The organism is Jiangella endophytica (assembly GCF_003427025.1).
Lineage (GTDB): Bacteria > Actinomycetota > Actinomycetes > Jiangellales > Jiangellaceae > Jiangella > Jiangella endophytica.
This window is the reverse complement of record NZ_QVAI01000037.1, coordinates 1-25,504: the sequence shown is the minus strand read 5'-3', so window position 1 is coordinate 25,504 and position 25,504 is coordinate 1. Positions and strand designations below refer to the sequence as shown.

At 68.2% G+C, this 25,504-nt stretch carries 18 protein-coding genes and 1 pseudogene; 6 read left to right on the top strand and 13 right to left on the bottom strand.

Annotation, left to right across the window (positions count from 1 at the left end):
• Both DZA62_RS34600 and DZA62_RS34595 read left to right on the top strand, forming a co-directional pair.
• A pseudogene (locus DZA62_RS34600) lies at window positions 1-257 on the top strand (carbohydrate ABC transporter permease); the annotation flags it as partial.
• 46 nt (window positions 258-303) lie between these two features.
• Window positions 304-1,848 (top strand): alpha-N-arabinofuranosidase, encoded by a 1,545-nt coding sequence (locus DZA62_RS34595; RefSeq protein WP_116953535.1) that lies wholly within the window; start codon window positions 304-306, stop codon window positions 1,846-1,848.
• 109 nt (window positions 1,849-1,957) lie between these two features.
• On the opposite strand, the gene DZA62_RS34590 is transcribed toward DZA62_RS34595, so the two are convergent.
• The gene (locus DZA62_RS34590) at window positions 1,958-5,254 is read right to left on the bottom strand and encodes a glycosyl hydrolase family 95 catalytic domain-containing protein (protein ID WP_198664520.1); all 3,297 of its coding nucleotides are present in this window, start codon (window positions 5,252-5,254) and stop codon (window positions 1,958-1,960) included.
• Window positions 5,255-5,695: 441 nt separating this feature from the next.
• Between DZA62_RS34590 and DZA62_RS34585 the strand changes: the two genes are divergently transcribed.
• Window positions 5,696-7,072, top strand: coding sequence for an enolase C-terminal domain-like protein (locus tag DZA62_RS34585; protein ID WP_116953534.1), 1,377 nt, complete (start codon window positions 5,696-5,698; stop codon window positions 7,070-7,072).
• A gap of 15 nt (window positions 7,073-7,087) precedes the next feature.
• Window positions 7,088-7,810: a FadR/GntR family transcriptional regulator gene (locus tag DZA62_RS34580; protein WP_116953533.1), complete on the top strand. Its 723-nt coding sequence runs from the start codon at window positions 7,088-7,090 to the stop codon at window positions 7,808-7,810.
• A gap of 7 nt (window positions 7,811-7,817) precedes the next feature.
• Here the strand turns inward: DZA62_RS34580 and DZA62_RS34575 are convergent, their stop codons facing one another.
• The 11 genes from DZA62_RS34575 to DZA62_RS34525 form a co-directional block, all read right to left on the bottom strand.
• Entirely contained in the window at window positions 7,818-8,801 is a 984-nt protein-coding gene (locus tag DZA62_RS34575) for an aldo/keto reductase (protein ID WP_116953532.1), read from the bottom strand.
• Complete coding sequence (locus DZA62_RS34570) at window positions 8,798-9,673, bottom strand: amidohydrolase family protein (RefSeq protein WP_116953531.1); 876 nt, start codon at window positions 9,671-9,673, stop codon at window positions 8,798-8,800. Before DZA62_RS34570 ends, DZA62_RS34575 begins: the two co-directional genes overlap by 4 nt.
• Entirely contained in the window at window positions 9,673-10,434 is a 762-nt protein-coding gene (locus tag DZA62_RS34565) for an SDR family NAD(P)-dependent oxidoreductase (RefSeq protein ID WP_116953530.1), read from the bottom strand. Before DZA62_RS34565 ends, DZA62_RS34570 begins: the two co-directional genes overlap by 1 nt.
• Complete coding sequence (locus DZA62_RS34560; protein WP_116953529.1) at window positions 10,431-11,459, bottom strand: zinc-dependent alcohol dehydrogenase; 1,029 nt, start codon at window positions 11,457-11,459, stop codon at window positions 10,431-10,433. Before DZA62_RS34560 ends, DZA62_RS34565 begins: the two co-directional genes overlap by 4 nt.
• Window positions 11,456-12,274 carry an ATP-binding cassette domain-containing protein gene (locus DZA62_RS34555; RefSeq protein WP_116953528.1) on the bottom strand — a complete coding sequence of 273 codons (819 nt, stop codon included), beginning with the start codon at window positions 12,272-12,274 and terminating at the stop codon, window positions 11,456-11,458. The genes DZA62_RS34560 and DZA62_RS34555 overlap by 4 nt, the downstream gene beginning before the upstream one ends.
• A complete protein-coding gene (locus tag DZA62_RS34550) occupies window positions 12,271-13,344 on the bottom strand; it encodes an ABC transporter substrate-binding protein (RefSeq protein WP_116953527.1) in 1,074 nt (357 codons plus the stop codon). The genes DZA62_RS34555 and DZA62_RS34550 overlap by 4 nt, the downstream gene beginning before the upstream one ends.
• A 44-nt stretch (window positions 13,345-13,388) precedes the next feature.
• Complete coding sequence (locus DZA62_RS34545; RefSeq protein WP_116953526.1) at window positions 13,389-14,393, bottom strand: ABC transporter permease; 1,005 nt, start codon at window positions 14,391-14,393, stop codon at window positions 13,389-13,391.
• A gap of 851 nt (window positions 14,394-15,244) precedes the next feature.
• Window positions 15,245-16,303 carry a LacI family DNA-binding transcriptional regulator gene (locus tag DZA62_RS34540; protein WP_116953525.1) on the bottom strand — a complete coding sequence of 353 codons (1,059 nt, stop codon included), beginning with the start codon at window positions 16,301-16,303 and terminating at the stop codon, window positions 15,245-15,247.
• 34 nt (window positions 16,304-16,337) lie between these two features.
• Complete coding sequence (locus DZA62_RS34535) at window positions 16,338-17,195, bottom strand: carbohydrate ABC transporter permease (protein WP_116953524.1); 858 nt, start codon at window positions 17,193-17,195, stop codon at window positions 16,338-16,340.
• Window positions 17,192-18,109: a carbohydrate ABC transporter permease gene (locus tag DZA62_RS34530; protein ID WP_198664519.1), complete on the bottom strand. Its 918-nt coding sequence runs from the start codon at window positions 18,107-18,109 to the stop codon at window positions 17,192-17,194. Before DZA62_RS34530 ends, DZA62_RS34535 begins: the two co-directional genes overlap by 4 nt.
• 64 nt (window positions 18,110-18,173) lie before the next feature.
• On the bottom strand, window positions 18,174-19,595 hold the full coding sequence (locus DZA62_RS34525) for an ABC transporter substrate-binding protein (RefSeq protein WP_157988103.1): 1,422 nt from the start codon (window positions 19,593-19,595) through the stop codon (window positions 18,174-18,176).
• A gap of 119 nt (window positions 19,596-19,714) precedes the next feature.
• Here DZA62_RS34525 and DZA62_RS34520 point away from each other — a divergent pair, with 119 nt between their 5' ends.
• Entirely contained in the window at window positions 19,715-21,589 is a 1,875-nt protein-coding gene (locus tag DZA62_RS34520) for a glucosidase family protein (protein WP_116953522.1), read from the top strand.
• Entirely contained in the window at window positions 21,586-23,316 is a 1,731-nt protein-coding gene (locus tag DZA62_RS34515) for an amylo-alpha-1,6-glucosidase (RefSeq protein WP_157988102.1), read from the top strand. The genes DZA62_RS34520 and DZA62_RS34515 overlap by 4 nt, the downstream gene beginning before the upstream one ends.
• An 86-nt stretch (window positions 23,317-23,402) precedes the next feature.
• Here the strand turns inward: DZA62_RS34515 and DZA62_RS34510 are convergent, their stop codons facing one another.
• Complete coding sequence (locus DZA62_RS34510; protein WP_198664518.1) at window positions 23,403-23,894, bottom strand: dihydroxy-acid dehydratase; 492 nt, start codon at window positions 23,892-23,894, stop codon at window positions 23,403-23,405.
• Window positions 23,895-25,504 lie beyond the last annotated feature (1,610 nt).

The window sequence follows — 25,504 nt, the reverse complement described above, 5'->3', positions numbered from 1 at the left end:
AACCCATCCTCATCACGGTCGGCGTCTTCCAGACGATGTGGGTCTGGAACGACTTCATCCTCCCCAACGTGTTCATCTCCTCGCCCGAGAAACGCACCGTCGTGCTGCAGGTCTACAGCTCGGTCGGCCAGTTCTCGACCGACTGGCCGGCGTTCATGACGCTCTCCGTCATCGTGCTGATCCCGATGGTGGTCTTCTTCGCCTTCACCCAGCGGCACATCGTCAACGGCCTGCTCGCGGGGAGCGTCAAGGGCTGACCGAACCGCTCCGCCGAAATCTCGTCCAACCCACCGTAGGAGACCCATGACCGCCACGCCGGCCCGCGCCGTGATCGACCTCGACGTCACCGGACCCACGATCAGCCGCCACCTGTACGGGCACTTCGCCGAGCACCTGGGCCGGTGCATCTACGGCGGGTTCTGGGTGGGCGAGGACTCCCCGATCCCGAACGAGGGCGGCATTCGCCTGGACGTCGTCGAGGCGCTCCGCGCGCTGCGGATCCCGAACCTGCGCTGGCCGGGCGGCTGCTTCGCCGACGAGTACCACTGGCGCGACGGCGTCGGCCCGCGCGACCAGCGCCCGCAGATGGTGAACACGCACTGGGGCGACGTCGTCGAGAACAACCACTTCGGCACGCACGAGTTCATGGCGCTGTGCGAGCTGCTGGGCGCCGACCCGTACATCAGCGGCAACGTCGGCTCCGGCACCGTCCGCGAGATGAGCGAGTGGGTGGAGTACCTCACGAGGGACGGCGAGTCCCCGATGGCGAACCTGCGCCGTGAGAACGGGCGCGACGAGCCCTGGCGGGTGCCGTTCTGGGGCCTCGGCAACGAGCCGTGGGGGTGCGGCGGCAACCTGCGCGCCGAGGCGTACGCCGACCTCGCCCGGCAGTACGCCACTTACTGCCGCGACCAGAGCGGCAACACCCTGTACCGGATCGCGGCCGGCGCCTCCGACGACGACTATGCCTGGACCGAGGCACTGATGAAGACGATCAGCTGCCTGAGCTGCGGTAACGAACCACGCAACTACTTCCAGGGCGTCTCGTTCCACTACTACACCGTTCCCGGTCCGTGGGCGCGGAAGGGCAGCGCGACCGAGTTCGACACCGACGCCTACTACACGACCATGGTCAAGGCACGGAAGGTCGAGGAGATCATCCGCGGGCACGCCGCCGTCATGGACGTCTACGACCCGCAGAAGACCGTCGGCCTCGTGCTCGACGAGTGGGGCACCTGGTGGGACGTCGAACCCGGCACCCATCCCGGCTTCCTGTACCAGCAGAACACCCTGCGCGACGCACTCGTCGCCAGCGTCCACTTCGACGCCTTCCACCGCCACGCCGACCGGCTCGCGATGGCGAACATCGCGCAGACGGTCAACGTGCTCCAGGCGATGATCCTCACCGACCCCGACTCCGGCGCGCTGGTACTGACGCCGACGTACCACGTGTTCGCGATGAACGCCGGACACCACGACGCGGCGTCCCTGGCGGTGCACCTGTACGCCCCGGACGCGCGCCGCGAGGTCGGCATCACCTCGCTCGAGACGCTGTCGATCTCGGCCTCGACGAAGGGCGAGACCGCGCTGGTGTCCGTGACCAACCTCGACGCCGAGGAGCCGGCCGCGGTCGTGCTGGACCTGCGTGGGCGGTCGGTGACCGGGCACTCGGCACGGATCCTGACCGCGGCGAAGCTGCAGGACCACAACACGGCGACCGAGCCGGACACCGTCGCGGTGCGCGACCACGACGGCGTCCGCCCCGACGACGGTGCGTTCGGGCACGGGCTGCGGATCGAACTTCCTCCGCACTCGTACGCCACCGTCGAGCTGACGCTGGCCGACTGAGCCGGATGCGCGGTCGTCCCGCCCCCGGGGACGACCGCGCGTCCCTGGTCGCCGGCCGCGGCGGGGTTCCCGCCCTGCGCCGCGGCCGGCGAGTCAGGGTGGCGGCGGATCAGCCGCCGATGGCGACGGCGAAGATGTGCATGGCCGCCACACCGACACCGACGCGATCGCTGATCCTCGGCAGGTCGACCCGGCTCACCTCCTTGTCCTCCAAGGGGATCCCCACGAAGTAGATGGTCGCGGCGGTGTTGAACCGCTGGTTGTTCGGCCTGTTCTGGTACGGCGCGACGATGGCGCCGTCACCGCCCGGCCGCGGCGTGCCGTACCAGTCCGGGACTCCGAGCGTGAACGTCTGACGGCTGCCGTCGGCGTAGACGACGGTCGCGGCTCCGGACACGGCGCCATAGGTGCCCGACGCCAGAAATCCGAGGGTCGTCCCGCGGCCGCTGACCGCCAGCGACTGTCCCGCGGCGAGTGCGTTGTCAGCCGTTCCCGCGGGGACGTCGGGCCAGGTGAAGTCGACGCCCCGATGACTGACCGTGCTCCCGGGCGTGACGCCTACCTGTGCCAGCGCCTGCGCCGAGATCGAACCACCGTTGCCGTCGAAGTTGCCGGCGTTGGTGTTGGCGTCGTCGCTGACCGCGACGTTGCCGAAGCTCTCCTCCAGCGTCGCTGCCGTGCCGCCCCAGACGCGGACCTCGCTGTCCGCTGTGGCGGTCCAGTCGGGGCCGGTCGCCACACCTGTCAGGGTCGCTGCGCCGGAGGGCGCGCCCTCCGGAACGGAGACCTGGAACTCGACAGTCTGCTCAGCGCCAGGCTGGATGGGACGTAGCCCGACCTGTGCCGGCTCGACCGCCCACCCCTCAGGTACCTGCAGCGCCACCGCCGCGCGAACCACGGGGAGTTCGACAGCGCGCAGTGTCACGCTCACCGTGGCCGGCTGCTCGGGCGACACTTCGACCGGTGCGCTCACCGACACCTTCTGCAGGGCGTAGGCGCGATAGGTGTGGCCGGCCTGACCGATCAGCTCGATGCCGTCGGGCTCGGTCTTCGAGGTGCGAGCCCGCCCGCCGCGGGTGGTGTCGAGCACGTTGTAGCGCCCGGCGAAGAGCTTCCCGCGCACGGCGACGGTCCCGTCGCGGTCCGGTGTAATGCGGTACTCGTCGGCATGCCCATCGCTCCAGGTGGCGCCGACGGTGTGGCCGCCCCGCGCGCGCAGGCCGTCGACCGTGCCGTCGGGCCATACAGGCGGCAGGGCTGGGAGCAGGTGCAGCTCGCCGGTGTGGCTCTGCAACAACATCTCGGCGATGCCGCCAGTGGCGCCGAAGTTGCCGTCGATCTGGAACGGCGGGTGCAGGTCGAACATGTTCGGCGCCAGCCGCGCCGGCGTGACCAGGTAGTTGATCAGGTCATGGGCACGCTTCCCCTCCTCGAGCCGGGCCCAGAAGTTGATCTTCCATGCCAGCGACCAGCCCGTGCCGTCGTCGCCACGGATCTCGAGTGTGCGCTTGGCCGCCTCGAAGAGCTCCGGCGTGCCGCGCTTCGTGATCTGGTTGCTGGGGTGCAGCCCATAGAGGTGGGAGACATGCCTGTGCAGGCGCTCGGTCTCGACCCAGTCGTAGAGCCACTCCTGGATGTTGCCGCGCGAGCCGATCTTCATCGGCGCCAGGCGCTCGGTGGTCGCGAGCACCGCGGCGCGGAAGTCGGAGTCGACACCGAGGATCTCGCTCGCCCGGGCACACCCGATGAACAGGTCGGTGAGGATCTGGTTGTCCATCGTCGGGCCGGCCGAGACACTGGCGTTCGCGTGGTGGCTGAGCTCCGGAGAGTTCGAGGGGTTGGTGACGAGATAGCCGAGATTCGGCTCCTCCACGAGCGTGTCGAGGAAGAACTGCGCGGCGCCCTTCATCGCCGGGTAGTACTCGCGGAGGAAATCCACGTCCCCGGTGAACTGGAAGTGGTCCCAGATCATCGTCGCCAGCCACGCGCCGCCGGTCTGCCACATCCCCCAGAACGCTCCGTCGACGACGGACGTCGCTCGCCAGCCGTCCGTGTTGTGATGAGTCACCCAGCCACCCGCGCCATACTGCACCTCGGCGGTACGCGCACCGGTGACGGTGAGGTCGTCGATCATCGAGAACACCGGCTGGAAGCACTCGGAGAGGTTCGTCGTGTCCGCCGGCCAGTAGTTCATCGGCAGGTTGGCATTGATCGTGTACTTGGAGTCCCACGACGGCCACAGTTGCTCGTTCCAGATGCCCTGCAGGTTCGCAGGCTGCGTTCCCGGCCGCGAGGACGAGATCAGAAGATAGCGACCGAACTGGAACAGCAGCGTGGAGAACTGCGGATCGTCGACACCGCCGTGCTGGGCGATCCGAACGTCCGTGGGCTGGTCGGCCGCGACCGTGCGCCCGAGGTTCAGGCTGGTCCGATCGAACAGCTCCTTGTACTCGGCGACGTGCCTGGCACGCAACTCGTCGAATGAGGTGCCGACGGCGGCCTCGAGATGCTGCGCCGCGATCCCCTGGTAGTCGCCGCCGACGTCGGAGTAGTCGACGTAGCTGCTGCCGATGGAGATGAACAGCACCACGCTGTTCGCGTCGGAGACGGTCAACCGGCCGGTCGCACTGCTGACACTGCCCCCGTCGGCGACCGCCCGGGCCAGCGCGAGGAAGCGCACCTGGCCGGTGACACCCTCTTGGTTGCTGGAGACTCCGTCCAGCGCGATCGTGGTGCCGTCGGGGCTGGCGGTGGTGATCCGCTGCGGGCTGTCGAACGCCGCCGTGAACGAGATCGACCCGGGAGCGTCGGCGGTCAACCGCATCACGATGACCTGGTCGGGAGCGCTGACGAACGTCTCCCTGCGGTAGCGCACGCCACCGACCACGAAGCTCGTCAACGCGGTCGCGGTGGTGAGGTCGAGCTGCCGGTAGTACTCGGTGGCCCCACTCATGCCGGGTACCGAGAGACGCAGGTTGCCTGCCGTTTGATAGGCGAGCTGTCCCACCGGGTTGCCGAGCATGTTCTGGTTGATGAGGTTCTGCGCCTGGACCCACTGGTCCTGGAAGACCAAACGGCGCACCTCGGGAAGGACCGCCAGGGCCCTGGGGTTGGCCGCATCGTGCGGACCGCCGGCCCAGATCGTGTCCTCGTTCAACTGCAGGCGCTCGGCGTCGGGGTTGCCGAAGACCATGGCTCCCAGCCGGCCGTTGCCCAACGGCAGCGCTCGCAGCCAATCGCTGCCCGCCGGCTCGTCGTACCAGAGCGCCAGGTCGTTGACCGCCTGAACCTCCGGTGGCGGGGTCGACGAGGCCCGTGCGGCCGCAGTCCACTGCAGCGGCAGAAGCAGAGCTCCCGCACCCGCCGCGCCGAGCTTGATGGCTTGCCTTCTGGTGAGGTCTGGCATCTCGGTCCTCCATTGGACGTCGTCAACGCGAGCGGCCTGCACCGCACCGGTTCGACCAGGAGCCCGACCTCGAAGGAGCCACGACCACGGGTCAGGCGCGTCGAACGGCACGGCAGCTGAGCTAGGGTGGCGGCAAATCTACAAAGATGTGACCTATATCGTCAACCACGGCATCAGATCTGGAGAAATCACTGCCAACCAGGCCGGTTCGCGCCGAAACATCTAATCTTCTTCGCTCTTCATCGAGCCCATCAACCCCGGATGCGCGGCATGCTCCGGGAGCCGCACCCCTACCCCTGCCAGCACCGCGGAACACGCAAAGAGCGCGATACATAAGATGACTCCATCGCGCGCCCTGGGCCATCGCGTTGACGGCGCAAGAAAAGCCCTCGTATACTGCACAAGTCATCTGATCTTTGGTCGAGATTGGCGAGGGCCCCTATGCCGCAGATCACCGCCGTCACTGTCGAGGACGTCCGCTTTCCCACATCGCTGACGGGCGACGGTTCGGATGCGATGAACAAGGACGGCGACTACTCGGCGGCCTATGTCGTGCTGCACACCGACAGCAGCGACACCACGGGTGTCCCGCTCGCCGGCCACGGCCTGACCTTCACGATCGGCCGAGGGAACGACATCGTGGTGGCCGCCGCGGTCCAGCAGGCAACCAGGCTCATCGGCTGGGACCTCGACGAGATGGCCATCGACATGGGCGGGGTCTATCGGTTCCTCACCTCCGACTCCCAACTGCGCTGGCTGGGCCCGGAGAAGGGCGTCGTGCACCTCTCGCTCGCGGCGGTCCTGAACGCCTCGTGGGACCTCGTCGCCCGTCGGGCGGGCAAACCGTTGTGGAAGCTCCTGACCGACATGACTCCCGAACAGCTCGTCGCCGTCGCGGACCTGCGGTATCTCTCCGACGCCCTCACCCGAGACGAGGCGCTGGAGATCCTCCGGGCCAAGGAGGCGACGAAAGGCGATCGACTGGCCGAACTCGCCCGCACGGGCTATCCCGCCTACACCACATCGGCGGGCTGGCTCGGGTACGACGACGACAAGCTGCGCCGGCTCTGCCAGGAGGCCGTCGACGCCGGCTACGGCTACATCAAGCTCAAGGTGGGCGCCGACCTCGACGACGACATCCGGCGTTGCTCCATCGCACGCGAGATCATCGGCGACGAACGCAAGCTGATGATCGATGCGAACCAGGTCTGGGACGTCGGCCAGGCCATCGACTGGGTCCGTGCGCTGGCCCGGTTCGAGCCACTCTGGATCGAGGAGCCAACCGGTCCTGACGACATCCTCGGCCACGCGGCCATTCGCCGTGCCGTCGCACCTATCGGGGTCGCCACTGGCGAACACTGTCACAACCGGGTCATGTTCAAGCAGCTGTTCCAGGCCGAGGCCATCGACTTCTGCCAGCTCGACACCGGGCGTCTGGCCAGTATCAACGAGATCGTCGCCGTCCTTCTCCTGGCGGCCAAGTTCGGCGTGCCGGTCTGCCCGCACGCCGGCGGCGTCGGCTTGTGCGAGATGGTCCAGCACATCGCGGTGCTCGACTACGTCGCCGTCTCCGGCGATCTGACCGACCGCGTCACGGAGTTCGTCGACCACCTGCACGAGCACTTCACCGACCCCTGCCTGGTGAGCGACAGCGGCTCCGGGACGGCTTACGTCCTTCCGCGGGAGCCTGGCTACTCGACGAGGATGTGGCCGGAGTCGGTCGACCGGTACCGATTCCCCGACGGGAACTACTGGGCGACGGCAGCGGCGACACCCGCGCTCACGAGCGGCGGGGCGCCCGCCGCCGCAGCGCTCTAGGAACATACTCGTGTCATGTCCCGGACCGAAGAAGTCGTCGACGGCATCAAGCGGATGATCCTCGAGGGTGCGCTGCGCCCGGGCGACCGACTGCCGATCGAGAAGGAACTCGCCGAGGTCCTGGGCGTCTCGCGGGGTCCGCTGCGTGAAGGTGTGTCCGCGCTGTCGATCCTGGGCATCCTCAACACGCGCCAGGGCGACGGCACCTACGTCACGAACCTCGATGTGACCCGTCTGCTCGCCCCGATGGGCTTCGTCGTCGACATCCATGGCGACCTCGCCGCTCAGCACACCCACGCAGTCCGTCGTCTGCTCGAGTGCGAGGCTGCGCGCCTTGCCGCCACCAGGATCACGGACGACGCGCTGCAGGAGGCCGCGGAGCTGCTCGACGAGGCGGCCCGCATCGTCGGACAGGAACCTCAGCACCACGAGCGTCTCATCGAGACCGACATCGCCTTCCACCGCATCATCGCGGTCCACAGCGACAATCCCGTTCTCGTCGGACTGGTCGAGGCCTTCGCCGGCCGTACGGTCCGTGGTCGGCTCTGGCGCAGCCTGCACGAGGAGGGCGCGGACCGGCGCACCCACGAGGAGCACGTCGCGATCCTGCGCGCCCTCGAGGCACGCGATCCCGAGGCTGCGCGCATCCGGATGGCCAACCACCTGATCGGCGTGGAGGAGTCGTTGCATGGCCGCCCTGAGGACGGCGACCCACTGGCCGCGCCAGACGCCGGCTGATCCACGCTCACATGCCGCCGTCGTTCAGCAGGTTCGCCGTGCGCAACGCCTCCCAGAGATCGCCCGGAACGTTCACCCGGGCGCGGCGCAACGTCTCGCGCACCTGGCTAGCGGTGCGCAGGCCGACGACGGTCGAGACGACCGCCGGGTGCGCCCGCACGAACGCCAACGCCGCTTCCGGCAGTGTGACACCGTAGGCGTCGCACACCTCGGCGATGGCGCGCACGCGCTCGACGAGCTGCGCGGGCGCCTGCTGGTAGTCGTAGGTGGCAGCAGCCGGAGGACGTTCGCTCGCGAGAAGTCCGGAGTTGTACACGCCCGCGATCACCACCCGAACGCCACGATCGGTCGCAGCGGGCAGGAGATCCGCGAGTGCGCCCTGCTCCAGAAGGGTGTAGCGGCCGGCGCACATCACGAGGTCGATGTCGGTCTCGCGAACGAATCGGGCCAGCATCGCCGACTGGTTCATGCCGGCGCCGATGGCGCCGACCACGCCCTGATCTCGCAATTCGATCAGCGCCGGGACGGCCGTCTCGACCGCCTGGTCCCCATAGTCGTCGGGGTCATGCAGGTACACCACGTCGACGCGGTCCAGGCCGAGACGGGCAAGACTCGACTCCAAGGAGCGCAGGATGCCGTCGCGGCTGAAGTCCCAGACTCGCCGGTGGTCAGCGGGGACGTCGAAGCCCTCGGAGTCGCGTAGGTGCGCGGTCGCCGGCGACGGTTCGAGGAGCCGGCCGACCTTCGTCGAGACGACGAACTCGTCGCGGGGACGCCACCTGAGCGCCTGCCCCAGGCGCCGTTCGGACAGGCCAAGCCCGTAGTGAGGGGCCGTGTCGAAATACCGGATGCCCGCGTCCCAGGCGGCGTCCACGGCTGCGACGAACTCGTCGTCGGATGTCGCGCGGTAGAGGTTCCCGCCTTGTGCGGCTCCAAAGCCCAGGTCGGTGAGCGCGAGGGCAGGTCTTCTCACCGGGCGCAGGCTGTTCATCCTCTTTCCAGTCCGTAGACGCGGCGTGCGGTCGAATGCCAGATCAACGCCCGCGTCGTCTCATCGCACTCCTCGAGCAGCTCCGTCAGCGTCGAGACCCACCCCCGATAGGAACTGGCGAGCAGACACACCGGCCAGTCCGAGCCGAACATGAGCCGGCGCGGTCCGAATGTCTCGAGTGCGGTACTCACAGCGGGCCGCAGTGTCGAGGGCGTCCACGCCGACCAGTCGGCTTCGGTGACCAGCCCGGAGAGCTTGGCCGTGGTGTTGGGCAGCCGGGCCAACTCGGCAAGATCACGCGCCCAGTCGTCGAGATCGCCACCTCGGATCGCAGGCTTGCCGAGGTGGTCCAGAACGAAGACGACCTCGGGCAGCTCACGCGCGAGGCGTATCGCTCCCGGCAACTGGTGATCACGGACCAGCAGGTCGAACACCATGCCGGCAGCTCCTACCGCGGCAATGCCCCGACGCACGTCCGCGCGATCCAAGAAGCTCGGATCGGCCTCGTCCTGTACCAGATGACGAATACCGACCAGCCGGTCACCGCCGGGGGCGTCGCGGAGGCGATCGAGGCGCTCCGCAATATCGGCGGCGGTCAGGTCCACCCAGCCCACGACACCACCGACGAGCCAGCTCCCTGATGCGAGGGCCAGAAGTTCCGCCGTCTCCGACTCCGAAGCGATGGACTGGACCACCACCGTCTCCATGACGCCCTCGTGGCTGGCCTCGGCAGCCAGGTCATGGTGGCCGAAGTCGGCGTCGATCGCCGCCATGACCACCGGGTCGATCCACGTCTGGGGATGGCGCGCGCGTGACCAGAGATGGTGATGGGCGTCGACGATCGGCCGCTGGGCCACGAGCGTGTCCCCCATCAGCGGCCCAGCCAACCGCCGTCGACAGGTAGGACGACGCCGTTCACGTAGTCCGATGCCTGCGACGAGAGGAACACCGTCGCGCCGCCTATGTCGTCGGCCTGTCCCCAGCGACCGGCTGGGATGCGCACCAGGATGGATTGGTTCCGCTCGCGGTCCTCCTGCAGGGCCCGGGTGTTGTCCGTCGCGATGTATCCCGGCGCGATCGCGTTGACGTTGACTCCGTGCGCCGCCCATTCATTCGCCAATGCCTTCGTCAACCCCGCCACGCCCGACTTGGAGGCGGTATAGGAAGGAACGTTGATGCCACCCTGGAAACTCAGCAGCGACGCCGTGAAGATGATCTTCCCGCGGCCGCGTCTCACCATTTCGCCACCTAGTTCCCTGCTCAGCACGAACTGGCTGGTGAGGTTGACCTCGATCACGTGGTTCCAGAGGTCGTCCGGATGCTCGGCGGCCGGCTTGCGGGCAATGGTGCCGCCGTTGTTCACGAGGATGTCGATCGGTCCCAGCGACCGCACGTCGCGGATCAGCTCATGGACGGCGGCGCGGTCTCCGAGATCGGCTCGCAGCGAGGAGAACTGCCGCCCGGCGGCGCGAACCCTTCGCTCGACCTCGCTGCCGTCCGACTCGAGCTGGGCGGAGACGCCGATGATGTCGGCACCGGCGACCGCCAGTGCTTCCGCCATCGCCAGCCCGATGCCGCGGCGGGCACCCGTCACGACGGCCACTCGGCCGGAGAGATCGAAGGAAGCCGTCACCGTAGGCCCTCCTGCCACTCGATCAGAACCTTCATGACGCTGCCGCGGCTCTCCAAGGCCTCGAACGCCGCGTTCACCGAGTGGACCGACTCGATACGGGTGATCAGCCGCTCCGCCGGAATCGCCCGCGAGGTGACCAGGCGTATCGCTTCGGTCATGTCCTCGCGCTGGTAGAGACGGGCGCCGAACAACTCCAGCTCGCGCCAGAAGTACCGATGGAGGTCGAGCTCGCGTGGCTGCGTATGGATCGCCACCATGACGAGGCGACCCCGTGCGGCCAGGACCTCCACGGCCGTCGACACGCCGCCTGCCGAGCCGGACACCTCGAACGCGATGTCGGCGCCGGCACCGGTCGTGCGTTCGTCGATCAACGCGACGACGTCATCGCTCGACGGGTCGACCGTCTGGATTCCGATGTCGCCGGCGACACCGCGCCGGTAGGGGTCGGGTTCGGCGAGGAGGACGCGTGCACCGCGTCCCTGCGCCACCGCGGCGATCAGGACGCCGACGGGGCCCCCGCCGATCACGACGACGTGATCGTCCTCGCCGACGCCCGCTCGGCGGACGTCGTGAACGGCGACCGCCACCGGTTCCGTCAGAGCGGCGTGGTGGAGCGGTAGTTCGTCCGGGAGCGGGATGACGAGATCGGCGGGAACGGTCCAGGATGCCTGCATCGCGCCGGGCGAGTCGATGCCGAGGAAATTCATGGCATGGCAGACGTGTGAATTCCCACGCCGACACGCGGGACACTCGCCACAGAACCTCGTGGGCATCACCGTGACGGCCTCGCCGACGGCCAAGCCCTCGACATCGTCGCCGATCGCCGCGACGCGGCCGGACATCTCATGCCCGATGACTGCCGCACTGCCGACCCGAGCGTCCATGTGACCGTGGTAGATGTGCAGATCAGTGCCGCAGATCCCGGTGTAGGCCACATCGATGCGGACCTGTCCCGGACCTGGCGGTTCGACGTCGCGCTGCTCGATCTCGAGCGTCCGCGCACCGCGATAGACCACCGCCGTCATCGATCCTCCTTCTCCGTGACGAGCGAACCGGTCATCGCCGCCACCAGCTCGTCCGTCGTGACCTCGTCCGCACGGAACCTGGCCGCGCGCCGGCCGAGCCGCAGAACCTCGACCCGGTCGGCGATCTCGAGGACCTGGGGCATGTTGTGGCTGACGAGTACGACCGACATTCCCGCGTCGCGGGCGCGCCGGACGACGTCGAGTACGCGCTCGGTCTGCACGACGCCGAGAGCGGCGGTGGGCTCGTCGAGGATGACCACACTGGTCGCCCAGATGATGGCCCGGGCGACGGCGACGCTCTGCCGCTGACCGCCTGACAGCATCGCGATCGGAGTCGTGACTCGAGGGATCCGCACGCCCAGCTGGCTCAGCGCCTCGGCCGCCCCGCGCCGCATCGCGCGTTTGTCGAGCAGGCCGAGGCGTCCCAGCGGCCCGGTGCGCAGGATCTCGCGGCCCAAGTAGAGGTTCGCGGCGACACTCAGGTCGTCGGCGACGGCAAGATCCTGGTACACGGTCTCGACGCCTGCCTGCCTGGCGTCGACGGGTGTCGAGAACCGGACGGGCCTGCCACCCACCAGGAGTTCGCCCTCGTCCGGCGCGTGTACACCGGACAGGGTTTTGATCAAGGTACTCTTGCCCGCTCCGTTGTCGCCGATGAGCGCGACCACCTCGGCCTTGCGCACGGTGAAGTCGGCGCCTCGCAGCGCTTCGACGTGGCCGAAACGCTTGACGATCCCGCGCGCTTCCAGGACCGGCGCCTCGGCGGTGACGTCGCGCGGATCTACACTCCGCTCGGTCTCCGGTGCCGTACTCATCCGACCGGCGGGTTGTCGCAGCTGGGCTCCAGAATCGCCTGGGCTTCCTCGGTGTCGACGTTCTCCTGGGTCAGGAACGTGACCCCCGTGTCGGCGGATTCCAGGGGCGAGCCCTCGCGGAGGTGCTCCACCATGTTCTGCACGCCGAGGTAGCCCATGTTGAACGGGTTCTGCACCACCAGTGCCGAGATCTGGCCGCTGCGCAGACCCGCCACCTCGTCCGGTGCCGCGTCCCAGCCGATGATGACAATCTCACCGGAACGCCCGGCAGCCTCGACGGCCTGGGCGGCGCCCAGGACGCTCGGCTCGTTGGCGGCGAAGATCCCCGCGAGGTTCGGATTGGCGGTCAGGATGTCCTCCGTGACCCGGCGGGCCTCGTTGACGTCGCTGTGGCTGGGCTGCTGACCGACGAGTGTGAGGTTGTCGTGCTGCCCGAGCCCTTCGGTGAAGCCCTCGACCCGCTCGGTGTTGGTCTGCGAGCCAGGCTGGAACTCGATCAGCGCGACCTCATGCTCTCCTGCACCGAGCTCTTCGGCCAGCAGGTTCGCCGCCTCGACTGCCGCCGCACGGTTGTCCGTGGCGTACAGCGGCACGTCTTCTGGCTGGGGGTCGGTGCCGGAGTCGATCATCGCGACCGGGATTCCGGCGTCGAGGGCTCCCTGGGTCGCCGGCGCCAGCGCCGTGGAGTCCGTGGCGGCGTAGACGATCCCGTCCACCTGCCTGGTCACGAAGTTCTGGACCAGGTTGACCTGCCCCTCGACGTCGGTCTCGGCGGTCACGCCGTCCCACTCCACGGTGACGTCGCCGGCAAGCTCGGCGGCGCACTCGGCACCGGCGCGAACCGTGTTCCAGAACTCGTGTCCGACCGCCTTGGGGAGTACGGCCAGTTCCAGGGGCCCGCTCGCCGCCGTCGGTTCGCCCGTTGCCGCGGCCTGGTCGTCGGATCCGTCGCGGACCTCGACTCCGCTGCAGGCGGCAAGGACGGCCGTGGCGACGACGGCGGCGAGGACGGAGCCGCCGCGGCGCTGACGCGTGGTTGCGCGCCGGTTGGAAGTGGTGCTGGGAGCCATCACTGTGTCCTTTCTGGTGCGGATCGTCATGGGACCGGAGGGCGTCAACCTCGTGACTCCAGCCGGCGGCGGCGGTACTGATCGAAGTAGACGGCGGCCCAGATGATCAGGCCGACGATCACCATCTGGTAGTGGATGCTGATGTCCAGCAGCACGGCGCCGTTGCGCACGAGCGCGATGAGGAAGGCGCCGATGAGTGTGCCGATGATCCGGCCCTGGCCACCGAAGAGGCTGGCTCCCCCGATCACCGCCGCGGCGATGACGTCGAGCTCCAGCGCGATGCCGTAGTTCGGCTGGCCGGAGTTGACGCGGGAAGCGGCGATCATGCCGCCGAGGCCGACGAGTACGCCCGCGAGCACGTAGACGGCCGTCAGGTGCCGCCCGACGGGGATCCCAGAACGGCGCGCCGCTTCGAGGTTGGATCCCATCGCGTAGGTGTACTGACCGAAGCGCGTCTGTGCGAGGAGGAAAGCGACGCCCACGGCGACGACGCCAGTGAGCACCACGGCGAACGGGATACCGAGGATCTGCCCGTTGCCGAGGAGCTGGAACGACTCCGGCAGGCCGTAAACACCGACCGCACCGGTGACGATGAAGACGAGGCCGCGAGCGGCCGACATGGTGCCCAAGGTCGCGATGAACGGCGGAATCCTCGCGACTGTCACCAGCAGGCCGTTGACCAGGCCGGCCAGTGCGCCCACCGCGATGGCGACCGCGGTCGCGGCCCAGATCGAGAAGCCGAGGTCACGCACCGTGATGGCGCCGACCACGCCCGCAAGCGCGGCGACGGATCCGACGGAAAGGTCAATGCCCTTCGTGATGATCACCATCGTCTGCGCCGTGGCGATGATCGCGATGACAGCGGTCTGAGCACCGATGTTGAAAAGATTGTCGGCCGTCAAGAAATGCGGACTGGCGAAGCTCAACGCCACGAACAGCACGACGAGTGCGGCAGCTGCGGTGAACTCCGAGAGAGCGTTCGACAGCCGCTCCCGCATCCAGTCTCCGGGCCGAGCCGGCAGGTCGGCCGTGGGATCGACAGTGGTCATCGCCGGATCGACCCTCCCCCGGCTGCACCGGGCGTCGAATGCGAATCCCCAGGAACGAACGGAGTGCTCACGAGGAACCGGGCCTCCTCTGAACTCATGTCGCCAGTACCGTTGCGACAGGGTGATAGATCTGATGTTTAGCGCGAGTAGGCGATACCTTGCCACGCCCGGGCATCCGTTGCCAAGGGGTTACCAGCATGTTTTGAGATGGACTGACGATACGCAGTCCCGATTCATCAGATCCAGCGACGCAGCAGCGACCGGCGCCGACGCAGGCGCGGCTGACCGTGTCGCGATAGCCCGCAGGCGAGCGCCCGGCCGTTCGGACCACAGACGGACGACCCCCGCTCGAGCAGCAGTTCGTCTGATGTTCGACGGTGATACAGGGCCGCCCGCGTGACACCCACGCCTTCGATCGTGAACCGTCGATGCCGCGCACGCCGAGCCGGCTGGCAGCTGGCCACAGATTTGCGGTATCTCGAGCGACACCGGCATCACGCCAGCCAGCCAGGGTGGCCCATCCTCAGATGGTCGACGACGTAAGAGTGACCCGCATCTTCGACGCGGTTGCGACACAGTTGGCGTGGGCGAGGCTCACCAGCGCGTGCCCAGGCCTGTACGTCAGTGGGATTCGCGGGGCAGAGCAGCGCCCGGCGGGAGCCGACCTCGAGGTCGTTGGCGCAACGGCCACGACGGGACGCTGTGCGCCCGATGGCAGCAATTCGGCAGGCCAGGCGGGATCGTCAACTGGCGCACCACGACGAACGTGGGCGTGCGACCTGGTCACCAGCGCAGCTCCGAGTCGAGCCTCGGCAGCGCGCGGTCGACCTCAGATCGCGGCCCTGCGTAGGTCAGTCCGCCTCGGCGCGGACGGGACCGGTCGACGAGCGGAGGCGGATCTCGGGCTCGATGAGGATCTCGGTGTCGTCGACTTCACGGTTGGAGATCAGGGACGTCGTGAGGCGCCCGACATGCTCGGCGATCCGCTCGAGGGGCTGCCGTACGGTCGTCAGCGGCGGAGCCGTGTAGTCGAGGAGCGGGGAGTCGTCATAGCCGATCACCGACACGTCGCGGGGAACGGCCAGGCCTGCCCGTTCGACCGCGCGGTACGAGCCGAGCGCCATCTCGTCGCTCGACGCCACGAGCGCGGTCGCGCCCTGGGCGAGCAGCACCGACGCCGCCTGATGGCCGCCCTCGGCATTGAAGTGGTTGCGGACGACGAGATCCTCGGAGCTGTCGATGCCGCGCCGCTTCATCGCGTCGATAAACCCCTCGACGCGACGGTCCGCGGGGGTGTTCCCGACCGGGCCGGCGAGCAGCCCGATGCGGCGGTGGCCGAGATCGTGAAGGTGGCCGACCGCAAGCTCCGCTGCGCGCCAGTCGTCCGTCGAGACGACCGGCGCGTCGGACTCGGGGAATCCGCCGTTGATGCTCACGTACGGAATGCCACGTGAGGCGATCAGCTGAACGACGCGGTGGTCGGCGTTGCGGAGCGTGTTGCTCGACGACAGGAAGATGATCGCGGCCACGCCCGAGTCCATGAGCGCCGCGACGTAGTCGCGTTCTTGAACGCTTCCGGGATAGACGGGACAGATGATCGTTTTGAGGCCGTACGGATTGAGGACGTTCTCGATGCGCTCCGCCTGGCGGGCGAAGATCGGGTTGGACAGATTGGGCGTCAGCAGGAGGACGAGCTCGTTCGTCATCGGCCGCTCGTACCCGACCTGGCGCAGTGCGTCCTCGACTGCTTGCCGGGTGGCGGAGGAGACGCCGTACTTGCGGTTCAGGACGCGGCTGACGGTGGCCTCGCTGACCTCCGCGAGCTGTGCGACGACCGCCAGACTCGTCGTGCCCTGCGGTGCGCGGGAGCGCCGCTTCACCGTCTCGTCATTCGCATCTGTGCGCCCCATGGCTCTCCCCTCTGAACCGTACTGCCCCGGCGCGCTATTGCTTCACCGAACCTGCCAGGAGTCCCGCCACGAAGTGACGCTGCAAGAAGAGGAACAGCAGCAGGACCGGGGTGATCGAGACGAGGGTACCGGTCAGCAGCGCCCCGTAGTCGGTGGAGCTCACGCCCTGGAGCGACGCGAGCGCCACGGGCACGGTGTAGGCGTCCTGCGTGCGCAGCACGACCAGCGGGTACACGAAGTCGTTCCACTGCCCGAGGAACAGGAAGATCGAGCAAGCCGCGAGCGCCGGGCGCACCGTCGGCAGCACGATCTGCACGAACGTGCGGAACTCTCCCGCACCGTCAACCCGCGCGGCCTGGATGAGTTCGTCCGGCACGGACAGCATCGTCTGGCGCATGAGGAAGATGCCGAATGGCACCGCCAGGCTCGGCAGGATCAGGGACTGGTACGAGTTCAACCACTCGAACGTGACCATCATCTGGAACAGCGGCACGAGGGTGACCTGCGATGGCAGCGCGAGCGAGGCGATGATGACGACGAACATCGCGTTGCGCCCCGGGAAGGTGAACTTCGCGAAGGCGTAGCCCGCCGCGGTGCAGATGAAGACGCCGAGCACGGTGGAGACAGTGGACACGATGAGCGAGTTGCGGAGGGCGTCGGCGAATCCGCTGGATCCGAAGAGGGTGACGAGGTTCTCCCAGAAGTGACCGCCCGGGAGGACGTTCGGCGGGGTGGTAAAAATGTCCCTGGTCGGATGCGTGCTCGCGACGATCAGCCACAGGAACGGCGCCACCATCACCAGGGCGCCCAGCGCAATGAAGGTGGTCAGGAATACGCTGAGCGAGCGCTCGCGCGCACGATGCGAGCGTCCGGACAGAACGTGGGGGGTCATGGCTGCCTCCTCCTCAGGACGAACCCCTGGCCCACCGCGATCACCACGACAATCAGGGTGAGCGCGTAGCCAATGGCTGAGGCGTAGCCGAAGTCGAAGTACTGGAAGGCGTTCTGGTACAGGTACAGGCCGATCGTGAGGGTGGCGTTGTTCGGGCCACCGTTGGTGAGGACGTACGGCTCGTCGAACAGCTGCAGGGTGCCGATGGTCGACAGGACGACCGTGAGCACGATCGCCGGGCGCAGCCCGGGGAGCGTGACGTGCCAGAACTGCTTGCGCCGGTTCGCGCCGTCGACGGCGGCGGCCTCGTACAGCTCCTGCGGGATCGACTGCAGCTGTGCGAGGTAGATGACCGCGTTGACGCCGATGTAGTGCCACGTCAGCGCCAGAATGATCGACACCTTCGCCCAGAAGGGGTCGGCGAGCCATGAGATGCGGGGCAGTCCGACGGACGTGAGCAGGTAGTTGACGAATCCGTTGTCGTAGTTCAGCAGTGCGGAGAAGAGGACGCCGTAGGCCACCAGCCCCATCACGATCGGCACGAAGTACGAGACGCGCAGCAGCCCCCGGCCCTTCAGGAGCATCGAGTTGAAGGCGACCGCGAGCAGCATGGCGAGCACCAGCATGATCGGGACCTGCACGACCAGGATCTGGAGCGTGTTCTTCAGCGCGATGCGGAACAGGGGGTCCGACGCCAGCCGGATGTAGTTGTCGAGCCCGGCGAAGGTCTGCTGGCCGCCTTCGTTGGTGGTGAAGCTCAGGTATAGGGCATACAGAACGGGATAGGCCTTGAACCCGACGAACAGGACCAGCACGGGCGCCAGGAACGCCAGCGGGACCAGCATCGCGCGGGCGCGCCGCGAGGGGCGCCGACGTGTGGTCGTCGTCACCGTCGTCGTCATGGTCGACGTCATCGCTTCTCGTTTCGGAGTGCGGGCACGGGCGTCGGCGCGTGCCCGCACCGAGCGGCAGTCGTCGCTACTGGGCGACCTCACGGCCGGTCTGCTGCTTCAGCAGGTCGGCGGCGCCGTCGAGCGCTTCCTCCGGGTCCGCCCCGCTGAGCAGCACCTGCGTCTGGGCGTCGGTGTACGCCTTGAGCGCCTGCGCATAGTCCGCGGTGTAGTAGTCCGGCGGCGTGTCCTCGCTGAGCGCCTCGACGAACAGCTGGTTGACCAGCTCGCCCTCGAAGTACTCGTTCGGCGCGGTGAACGCCTCGGTCTCCCACATGGGTCGGTAGCTCGGGAACAGACCGGCGCCCTCGTAGACGAGCTCCTGGCCCTCGAGGGTCGCCATGGAGAACTTCACGAATTCCCACGCGGCTTCCTTGTTCGGGCTCGAGTTCGCGATCGAGAGGAAGGTGCCTCCGGCCGAAGCTGCGGTGTAGCCGCCTTCGGCCATCGCCGGCGGGCGCCGGACCGCCCACGCACCGGACAGATCGGGCGCGTTCTCCGGGAACACCCCGGCCATCCACGACGCCGACGCGAGCAGAGCGGTGTTCGCCTCGCCCTTGACCTGGGTCATCAGGTTGTCCCACCCACCTGGGATGTCGGCGATCACGCCGGCATCGTTGGCACGCCTGATGAAGTCGAGCGCCTCGACGCTTCCCTCGTCGCTCAATGCGATCTCACCGTCCTCGTTGAAGAAGAAGGTGCCCTGGAGCCGAGCGAGGATCTGCCAGAGGTTCGCCGAGTCGGCCTGTGAGGCGGCTTTGTCCATCGCGAACAGGAAGGTGCCGGTCTCCTCCTTCAGGCGGATTCCGGCCTCGAGCAGCTGGTCCCAGGTCGCGATGGCGTCCATGTCCACGCCGATCTGCTCGAACAAGTCCTTGCGGTAGAAGACGACGTTCGTATTGACCTCGTAGGGGATACCGAAGACCTCCCCCGAGGCGTTCTGGGCGCTGCCGAACAGGCTGGTCGGGAACTCCGGCGCCAGTTCGTCGGCACCGAGCTCGCTCAGGTTGGCGAACCCGTCGGGGAAGGTCTCGATGTAGTTGCCCATGTAGTCGACGCCGACGTTCATGATGTCGGCCAGACCACTTCCACCCGCGGCCATGCCAGTCGTGATCTTGTCCCAGATCGCCGGGTTGCCGACGTTCTCCACCTCGATGGTGATGCCGGGGTGCTCTTCCTCGAAGGCGGGGATGGCCGCCTCCAGCCCCTCACCGGGCTGGTCCCACGTCCACACCGTGAGCGTGACGTCTCCGCCGCCGCCCCCGGAATCGGACGCGTCGGAGCCGCACGAGGCGAGCACCCCGGCGACGAGCGTTCCCCCCAGCGCGAGCGCTCCGGCCCTCAGCCGAGCATGCCGGGCGCTTGGTGCCGATGACCTCATCGTCCTCGATCCTCTCTGATCCGCGTGAGACAGGGTGCCGGCCGGCAGGCTAACAAAGTTACTCTTCACTTGCAGAATTCCATTGCAAGTTTGCATACTCTAGCCAGGCGACGACCCGGCACGCAAGGGATCGGCGCGCGATGCACTGTCCCGCTCACCGCCCGCGAACGAGGGAGCATCAACCCGCGATGACCGCATCCGCCCTGCCGGCCTCGGCGACGCCGCTCACGCCGACGAGCGACCGGACCTGGACCGTCTCCGCCTCCGGGGAGAACGCCATCGAGCTCGTGTTCCCGGCCGGCCCCGCGTTCGTCCGTGACGGCGTCGATGAGCTCTTCGTACTACCCAGCGACACGGAACACCGCGACCTCACCGGTCGCGGAGGGTGCTGGATCCTGCCGGCGGCACCGGCCGGCAATGACCCCGCATGGCTCGTCGAGGCCGATGGGCCGATCCGTATGCGTCTGGACGGCGACGTGTGCCGAGTGAGCGTGCTGTCCGAATCCGCGTGCCTCACCCGCCATCGCGCGCGTCCGCACGCCGACGTCGACGGAAGCGGCTACACCCTCGACCTACCGGGTGCAGACGTACTCGCGGACGCACTCGCCGGCTTCTACTGGGGGACGATGCTGCCCTCGGTGGTCGAGCGCACGACCGCCGCCCACTACGCGGACGCCGACGGGTTCGTCGTCAGCACGCTCGCCGACAAGTACCTCGGCACGTACCCCGACGTCGACCACGAGTTCCAGATCAAGGGGCGGTTGGCCGCGGGCAGCCGACTCGACCTCGACGTGGTCCGGCGGATGATCGAACTCCAGCTGCGGTTGATGCGAGAAGATCCGGCTCAGCTGTGGCGCGATCCCTGCGCGGTGCAGCCCACCGGAACGCGCGAGTATCACGTCCGCCGCAACAGCATGGACCGCACCGCGAACGCCGTCATGTTCCTCGTCACCGGCAACGTCGAGGTCATCGAGTCGATCTGGCTCTACATCGCGCGAACGAGCGACATCGGCTGGCTGCGCACGCACATCGCTGACATCGAGGGCGCCGCCTCCGGCATCGAGGTGCACATCGACCCGCGCGGCCGGCTCTGGGGCGACGTGTACTACGAGGATCAGGTGATCAAGGACGGCCGCGAGACCATGGCGCAAGCTCTCGCTGTGCGCTCGTTCGACCTGCTGGCACAGCTCGAGGACCTGCTGGGTCGCGCCGAGCCCGCTGAGCGCTACCGCGCGGTGCGCGACCGCCTGAGCGCGTCGCTTCGAGAACCTCTTCCGGGCGGGTGGTGGGATCCAGAGGAACGCCGGTTCGTCGACTGGATCGACCGCTCGGGACAGGTGCACGACCACATCCATCTTCTCGCCAACATCCTCCCCGTCCTGGTCGGAGCAACCGACCAGGAGCAGGAGCGCGAGGTCAAAGACCTGGTCGACCGGGAGCTGGCCGAGTTCCAGCGCTTCCCGACGTTCCTCGCCGCACGCATCGCGGACTACACCGACAGCGAGATCGGCGACGGCGGACCGTACGATCTGTGTGCGGCTGGCCGCTACTGGTGCTGGGACGCCGCCTTCTGGGCGTGGCGCAATGACGGCCGCAGGCTGCTCGACCAGCTTGAGCGCGTCGCCCGCCAGGCCGCCGAGGACGACCACATCATGGGCGAGCGCTACGACATGGACCACGTGTATTACGTGGACGGCTCGCCGTGGCACGGGGCCGCGCACTACTACGAATACCCCTGCGTGTTCACCTGGGTCCTCCTGCACGAGTACCTGGGCCTCCGGTTCGCCCTGGACGCGGACCTGGTGGTGGCGCCCCGGCTGACCGGGCACGGGTCGGTCACCCTTGAGCAGGCCGCCTATCGAGTGCGCTACCGATGGACGTCGGACGGCTTCACCCTCGACAACCTCGCCGACGCGACGCGCACCTTCCGCCTCGACCTGACCGGCCTCTACCCCGGATCCACTCTCATCGTCGATGGGGCGGCCGAGGCCTATGACGGCGCACCGATCGCGGTCGCCGCGGCTTCGTCCGTCACCTTGCGCCCCATGGGAGCGACCACGTGACGAACGACCTCCGTATCGATTTGGCCGGGACGCCTTTCAGCCGCCGGGGCTCGTACTTCGCGCTGTCGAAGCTCGACCAACGCCATGCCCGGGGACTCTTCCTCCGCACAGTGCACGGCGGCGTCCGCCAGGCGGAGCTGATGCGCTTCGTCGTCGGCGGCGACGACGCTCCGCTCGCGCGAGTCGAGCCCGGACGGCTGACGCTGCGTGGCGGTGACTCGGAGGTCGAGGTCGCGCTGGAAGGAAGCGGGCGCGCACTCGTGCGCCTCATGAGAGGCACGGTCGTCCTCGAGGCTCAGGTGCTGTCACAGTACGACGTTGTTCTCCAGGAGAGCGCCGGCGTCTGGCGGTTCATTGCGAGTGGCGCGAACCGGAACTACCGGATCGTCGTGTTCGGCGGCGAGTCTGAGCTCGACACGGGCTGGGACGGTGTGAAGGGCACTGCGACGCGCCTGATCTTACGCGCCGACACCCAGCCTGTGACGGTGACCGTCGACGAGTTCGCGAGCACGCCGCCCGAGATCAGCCGGCCGGATGTCGACGCGGTCATCGCGGACGCCGAGCGCGACTTCGCCGGCTGGGCCGCGCGGCACGGCCATGAGACCGACGACCCCGGGCTGCTCCGCGCCGTCCGTCTCGCCGCCTTCGTCACCTGGGCGGCGCTGGTCCCCGCCGGCGGTGCTCTGCGGCGCGAGTCGATGTTGATGTCGAAGAACTGGATGACGAACGTGTGGGCGTGGGATCACTGCTTCAACGCCCTCGCCCTGTGGCGCGACCCGGATGCGGCGGCCGGCCAGCTGCTGACGCTCTTCGACCATCAGGACGTGCACGGGAGCATCCCCGACTACGTGAACGACCTCGGGATCGAGCCGAACTTCGTCAAACCGCCGGTCCACGGATGGGCGATCGGGTTCCTGCTGGATCGCAACGGCCTCACCCGGGACGCCGTCGAGCAGCTCTACGAGCCGCTGGCGGGCTGGACCCGTTGGTGGTTCGAGTACCGGGTCTACGGGGACGACGGTGTCCCCTCCTACAACCACGGCAACGACTCCGGCTGGGACAACTCGACCGTGTTCGGCGGCGGGGTGCCGGTGCAGAGCCCCGATCTACCGGCGTTCCTGGCGGTGCAGATGACGACCCTCGCGCGCATGGCCGAGCTGCTTGGCCGGGACAACGAGGCCGAGCGGTGGCGGCGCGAGTCGGGGCGGACAATGCGGATGATGCTGGAGCGCTTCTGGACCGGTGAGCGCTTCGTCGCGCGGCACACGCTGACACAGGACCCGATCGAGTCCGACAGCCTACTGACATTCATGCCGTTGGTCCTCGGCGACGACCTCCCCCGAGCCGTGGTCGACCGCTGTGTCGAGCGACTCCTCGACGGCGCCTATCTCACGGTCAACGGACTCGCCACCGAGCCCACCGACAGCGCGCACTACATCCCGGACGGCTACTGGCGCGGCCCCATCTGGGCACCGTCGACGATGCTTCTCGTTGACGGTCTGCACCGGGCCGGACACCGCGATCTCGCCGACGACATCGCCGGACGCTTCGTCCGGATGTGCATACGCCACGGCATGGCGGAGAACTTCGACGCCGTGACCGGCAACGGCCTGCGCGACCTCAGCATGACCTGGACGGCATCGGTATTCCTCACACTGGTAGCCGCACCGGCCACCCACGCCCTGCTCGGCACCGCCACCGCGACCGACTGGGCGACCCACCGATGAGCCCCGTTCCACGCTCGGCGGGCACGACCTCAACCATGACGACGAACCGTCGTGCGTGCTCCGGCGCGATCCAGGAATTCCTGGGTTCACCGGCCGAGTCCTCGGTTGCATCCGCCGGATCGCCCGTGGGGCGGACACCTCGCTGCAGTCGATCGCGCCGTCACCCGGCTGCAGGGAGCCCGTCGCCACTCGACGCTCTTCGTGCTCTCCTCGGCGCCAGCTCGAGCGAAGGGCTGGCGCAACGGGCCAGGAGCGGCACCATTGCTGTCGGCGTTCCAGTGCAAGAACTTCACCTGCGAAGCGGTGTCGATGGGCGTCCGGCCACGCAGCACCACGAAGTCGCAGCCGTCCGGCGCCTGCTCGACGTGATCGGCGAACAAGCGCCGATAGCCGCGTTGCGCCATCGCAGGCGGTGGGCTCCTGTCCGAGCGACGGCGGTCCAACTCGTCGTCCTCGACGTGCAGGACGACCGTCCCGAACGCGGCGCCGCTCATCCGGCCGCCGGAGATGCGCACAACGTCGCGCACCTCCTGCGCCAGCAATTTCTTGGGGATCGGGGAGTTGCCGACCTCAGGCATACCGGCCGCGACCGGGCCGACGCAGCGCAACCCAGCACGTCTTCGGGGTGTACGTCGAGGCGAGGGTCGTCGATGCGGGCGCGAGGGCAAACCATGTCGTCGAAGCTACGGCCCTACGGACCCGCGCACCACGCCACCGTCTCAACCTGGTCCCGGGCCGCAGACCTGGGCGCGCCCTTAGCGCGAGTTCCCGTGGTGGGCCGCCGCCCAGTGACATCGACAGGTGGGCAGACGCTTGGCACATGCGCCGGCACGTCGCCGCTCGGCGGCAGCCGGGCATGCGCAGAACCGGCTGGGCGATGTCAACGCCGCCGTCGGGTTGGCTGCCCCAGCCGTCGGCATGCTGCTGGAATTGGCCGGCACGGGCGTCTACGACAGCTACCGCAGGGTTGGGCTGGCGCGTCGTCGCCAACCTGCCGCCTCGCCTGGGCCGTCACGCTGCCGGCCGCCTTCGTCCTGGCCAGCGCCGCGGCCCTCGCCGTCTGGGCGTCCTCACCACCGGGACGAGGGCCGACACGGTCGTCGCGACCACGTGAATAAGGATGCCGCCGCAAGCAGCAGGACCGCTACTCTCGGGCGAGGCAAGGCCTCTCGCCAGCCATGCAGGACGACAGGCTGACACTTGACATCCGGCGCCGTGCCATCGCCCGCTGCCGTGGCGGTCGACGCCGCCTACTCAGCCTTAAGAGCCGCCTGCCCCTACATGGCCGACGTCGTCATGGGTCTCACAGCAGCCTCCCGACGCCGCTGCCCGACGACATCCATCCGACGTCACCATCCGAGCCCTCACCAACGGCGACTGGACCGAGGTGCGGCGGATCTACCGTGAGGGATCGACACGGCATCGCCACCTTCGAGACGGTGCCATCGAGCACTCGGTTGGCGGCGAACTGGCTCCCCGACCATCGCTGGGTCGCCGAGATCGACGGCGAGGTCGTCAGCTGGACTAGCATCTCACCCGTTCCGACCGTGACTGCTGCTGGGGCATCGGCGAGACCTCCGTCTACGTCGACCCCGAATTCGCGGCCGCGACGTCGGCAAGGACCTCCTACGCCAACAGGTCACCGCCGGCGACAAGGCCGACAGCGCAGGCGTCGCGTCCCTGTGGGAGGGACTGGTGTTCGTGGCACTCACAGCAGCGTCCGCCTCACGAACCTCGCACCCGGTCGCATCCGCGAGACTCTCCTTTTGTGGACCTGAGACTGCACCCGACGGGCTGCCGGTGTCCGGTCCGGACTGGAGCCCCCGGGAGCTTGGGTGCCTTGGCGTGGCTGTAGCGGCCCTGCTGTTGGCCGGTCCGACCTGGATCGTGATCCTGGAGTACCGGAATCCACCACCGTGTGCGCGGTCGTCGTCGCACTGGGCGACCCTACGCTCTGATGCCATGCTGAACCACGAGCGCAGCGGCGTGAAGCGGCCAGCGATGAGCCGGCCTTACCGGCAGCGTCCGGGGATGCCGTCGATGAGTTATGCGCTGGGGCAGCCTTCGGATCCGGCGCTGCTCCCCAGGACGCGGACGGCCGATGGACCGGGTCGTCGCCACCGCCGATCCAGGCTGGCCGAGTGACGCCGGGCAGGAACGCGTTCGTCGCCGCGTTCGGAGGCTGACT

Bases quoted from the DNA above. Each gene is read 5' to 3' on its own strand.
- DZA62_RS34595 (WP_116953535.1), top strand. From the start codon at position 304: ATGACCGCCACGCCGGCCCGCGCCGTGATCGACCTCGACGTCACCGGA.
- DZA62_RS34590 (WP_198664520.1), bottom strand. From the start codon at position 5,254: ATGCCAGACCTCACCAGAAGGCAAGCCATCAAGCTCGGCGCGGCGGGT.
- DZA62_RS34585 (WP_116953534.1), top strand. From the start codon at position 5,696: ATGCCGCAGATCACCGCCGTCACTGTCGAGGACGTCCGCTTTCCCACA.
- DZA62_RS34580 (WP_116953533.1), top strand. From the start codon at position 7,088: ATGTCCCGGACCGAAGAAGTCGTCGACGGCATCAAGCGGATGATCCTC.
- DZA62_RS34575 (WP_116953532.1), bottom strand. From the start codon at position 8,801: ATGAACAGCCTGCGCCCGGTGAGAAGACCTGCCCTCGCGCTCACCGAC.
- DZA62_RS34570 (WP_116953531.1), bottom strand. From the start codon at position 9,673: ATGGGGGACACGCTCGTGGCCCAGCGGCCGATCGTCGACGCCCATCAC.
- DZA62_RS34560 (WP_116953529.1), bottom strand. From the start codon at position 11,459: ATGACGGCGGTGGTCTATCGCGGTGCGCGGACGCTCGAGATCGAGCAG.
- DZA62_RS34555 (WP_116953528.1), bottom strand. From the start codon at position 12,274: ATGAGTACGGCACCGGAGACCGAGCGGAGTGTAGATCCGCGCGACGTC.
- DZA62_RS34550 (WP_116953527.1), bottom strand. From the start codon at position 13,344: ATGGCTCCCAGCACCACTTCCAACCGGCGCGCAACCACGCGTCAGCGC.
- DZA62_RS34545 (WP_116953526.1), bottom strand. From the start codon at position 14,393: ATGACCACTGTCGATCCCACGGCCGACCTGCCGGCTCGGCCCGGAGAC.
- DZA62_RS34540 (WP_116953525.1), bottom strand. From the start codon at position 16,303: ATGGGGCGCACAGATGCGAATGACGAGACGGTGAAGCGGCGCTCCCGC.
- DZA62_RS34535 (WP_116953524.1), bottom strand. From the start codon at position 17,195: ATGACCCCCCACGTTCTGTCCGGACGCTCGCATCGTGCGCGCGAGCGC.
- DZA62_RS34530 (WP_198664519.1), bottom strand. From the start codon at position 18,109: ATGACGTCGACCATGACGACGACGGTGACGACGACCACACGTCGGCGC.
- DZA62_RS34520 (WP_116953522.1), top strand. From the start codon at position 19,715: ATGACCGCATCCGCCCTGCCGGCCTCGGCGACGCCGCTCACGCCGACG.
- DZA62_RS34510 (WP_198664518.1), bottom strand. From the start codon at position 23,894: ATGCCTGAGGTCGGCAACTCCCCGATCCCCAAGAAATTGCTGGCGCAG.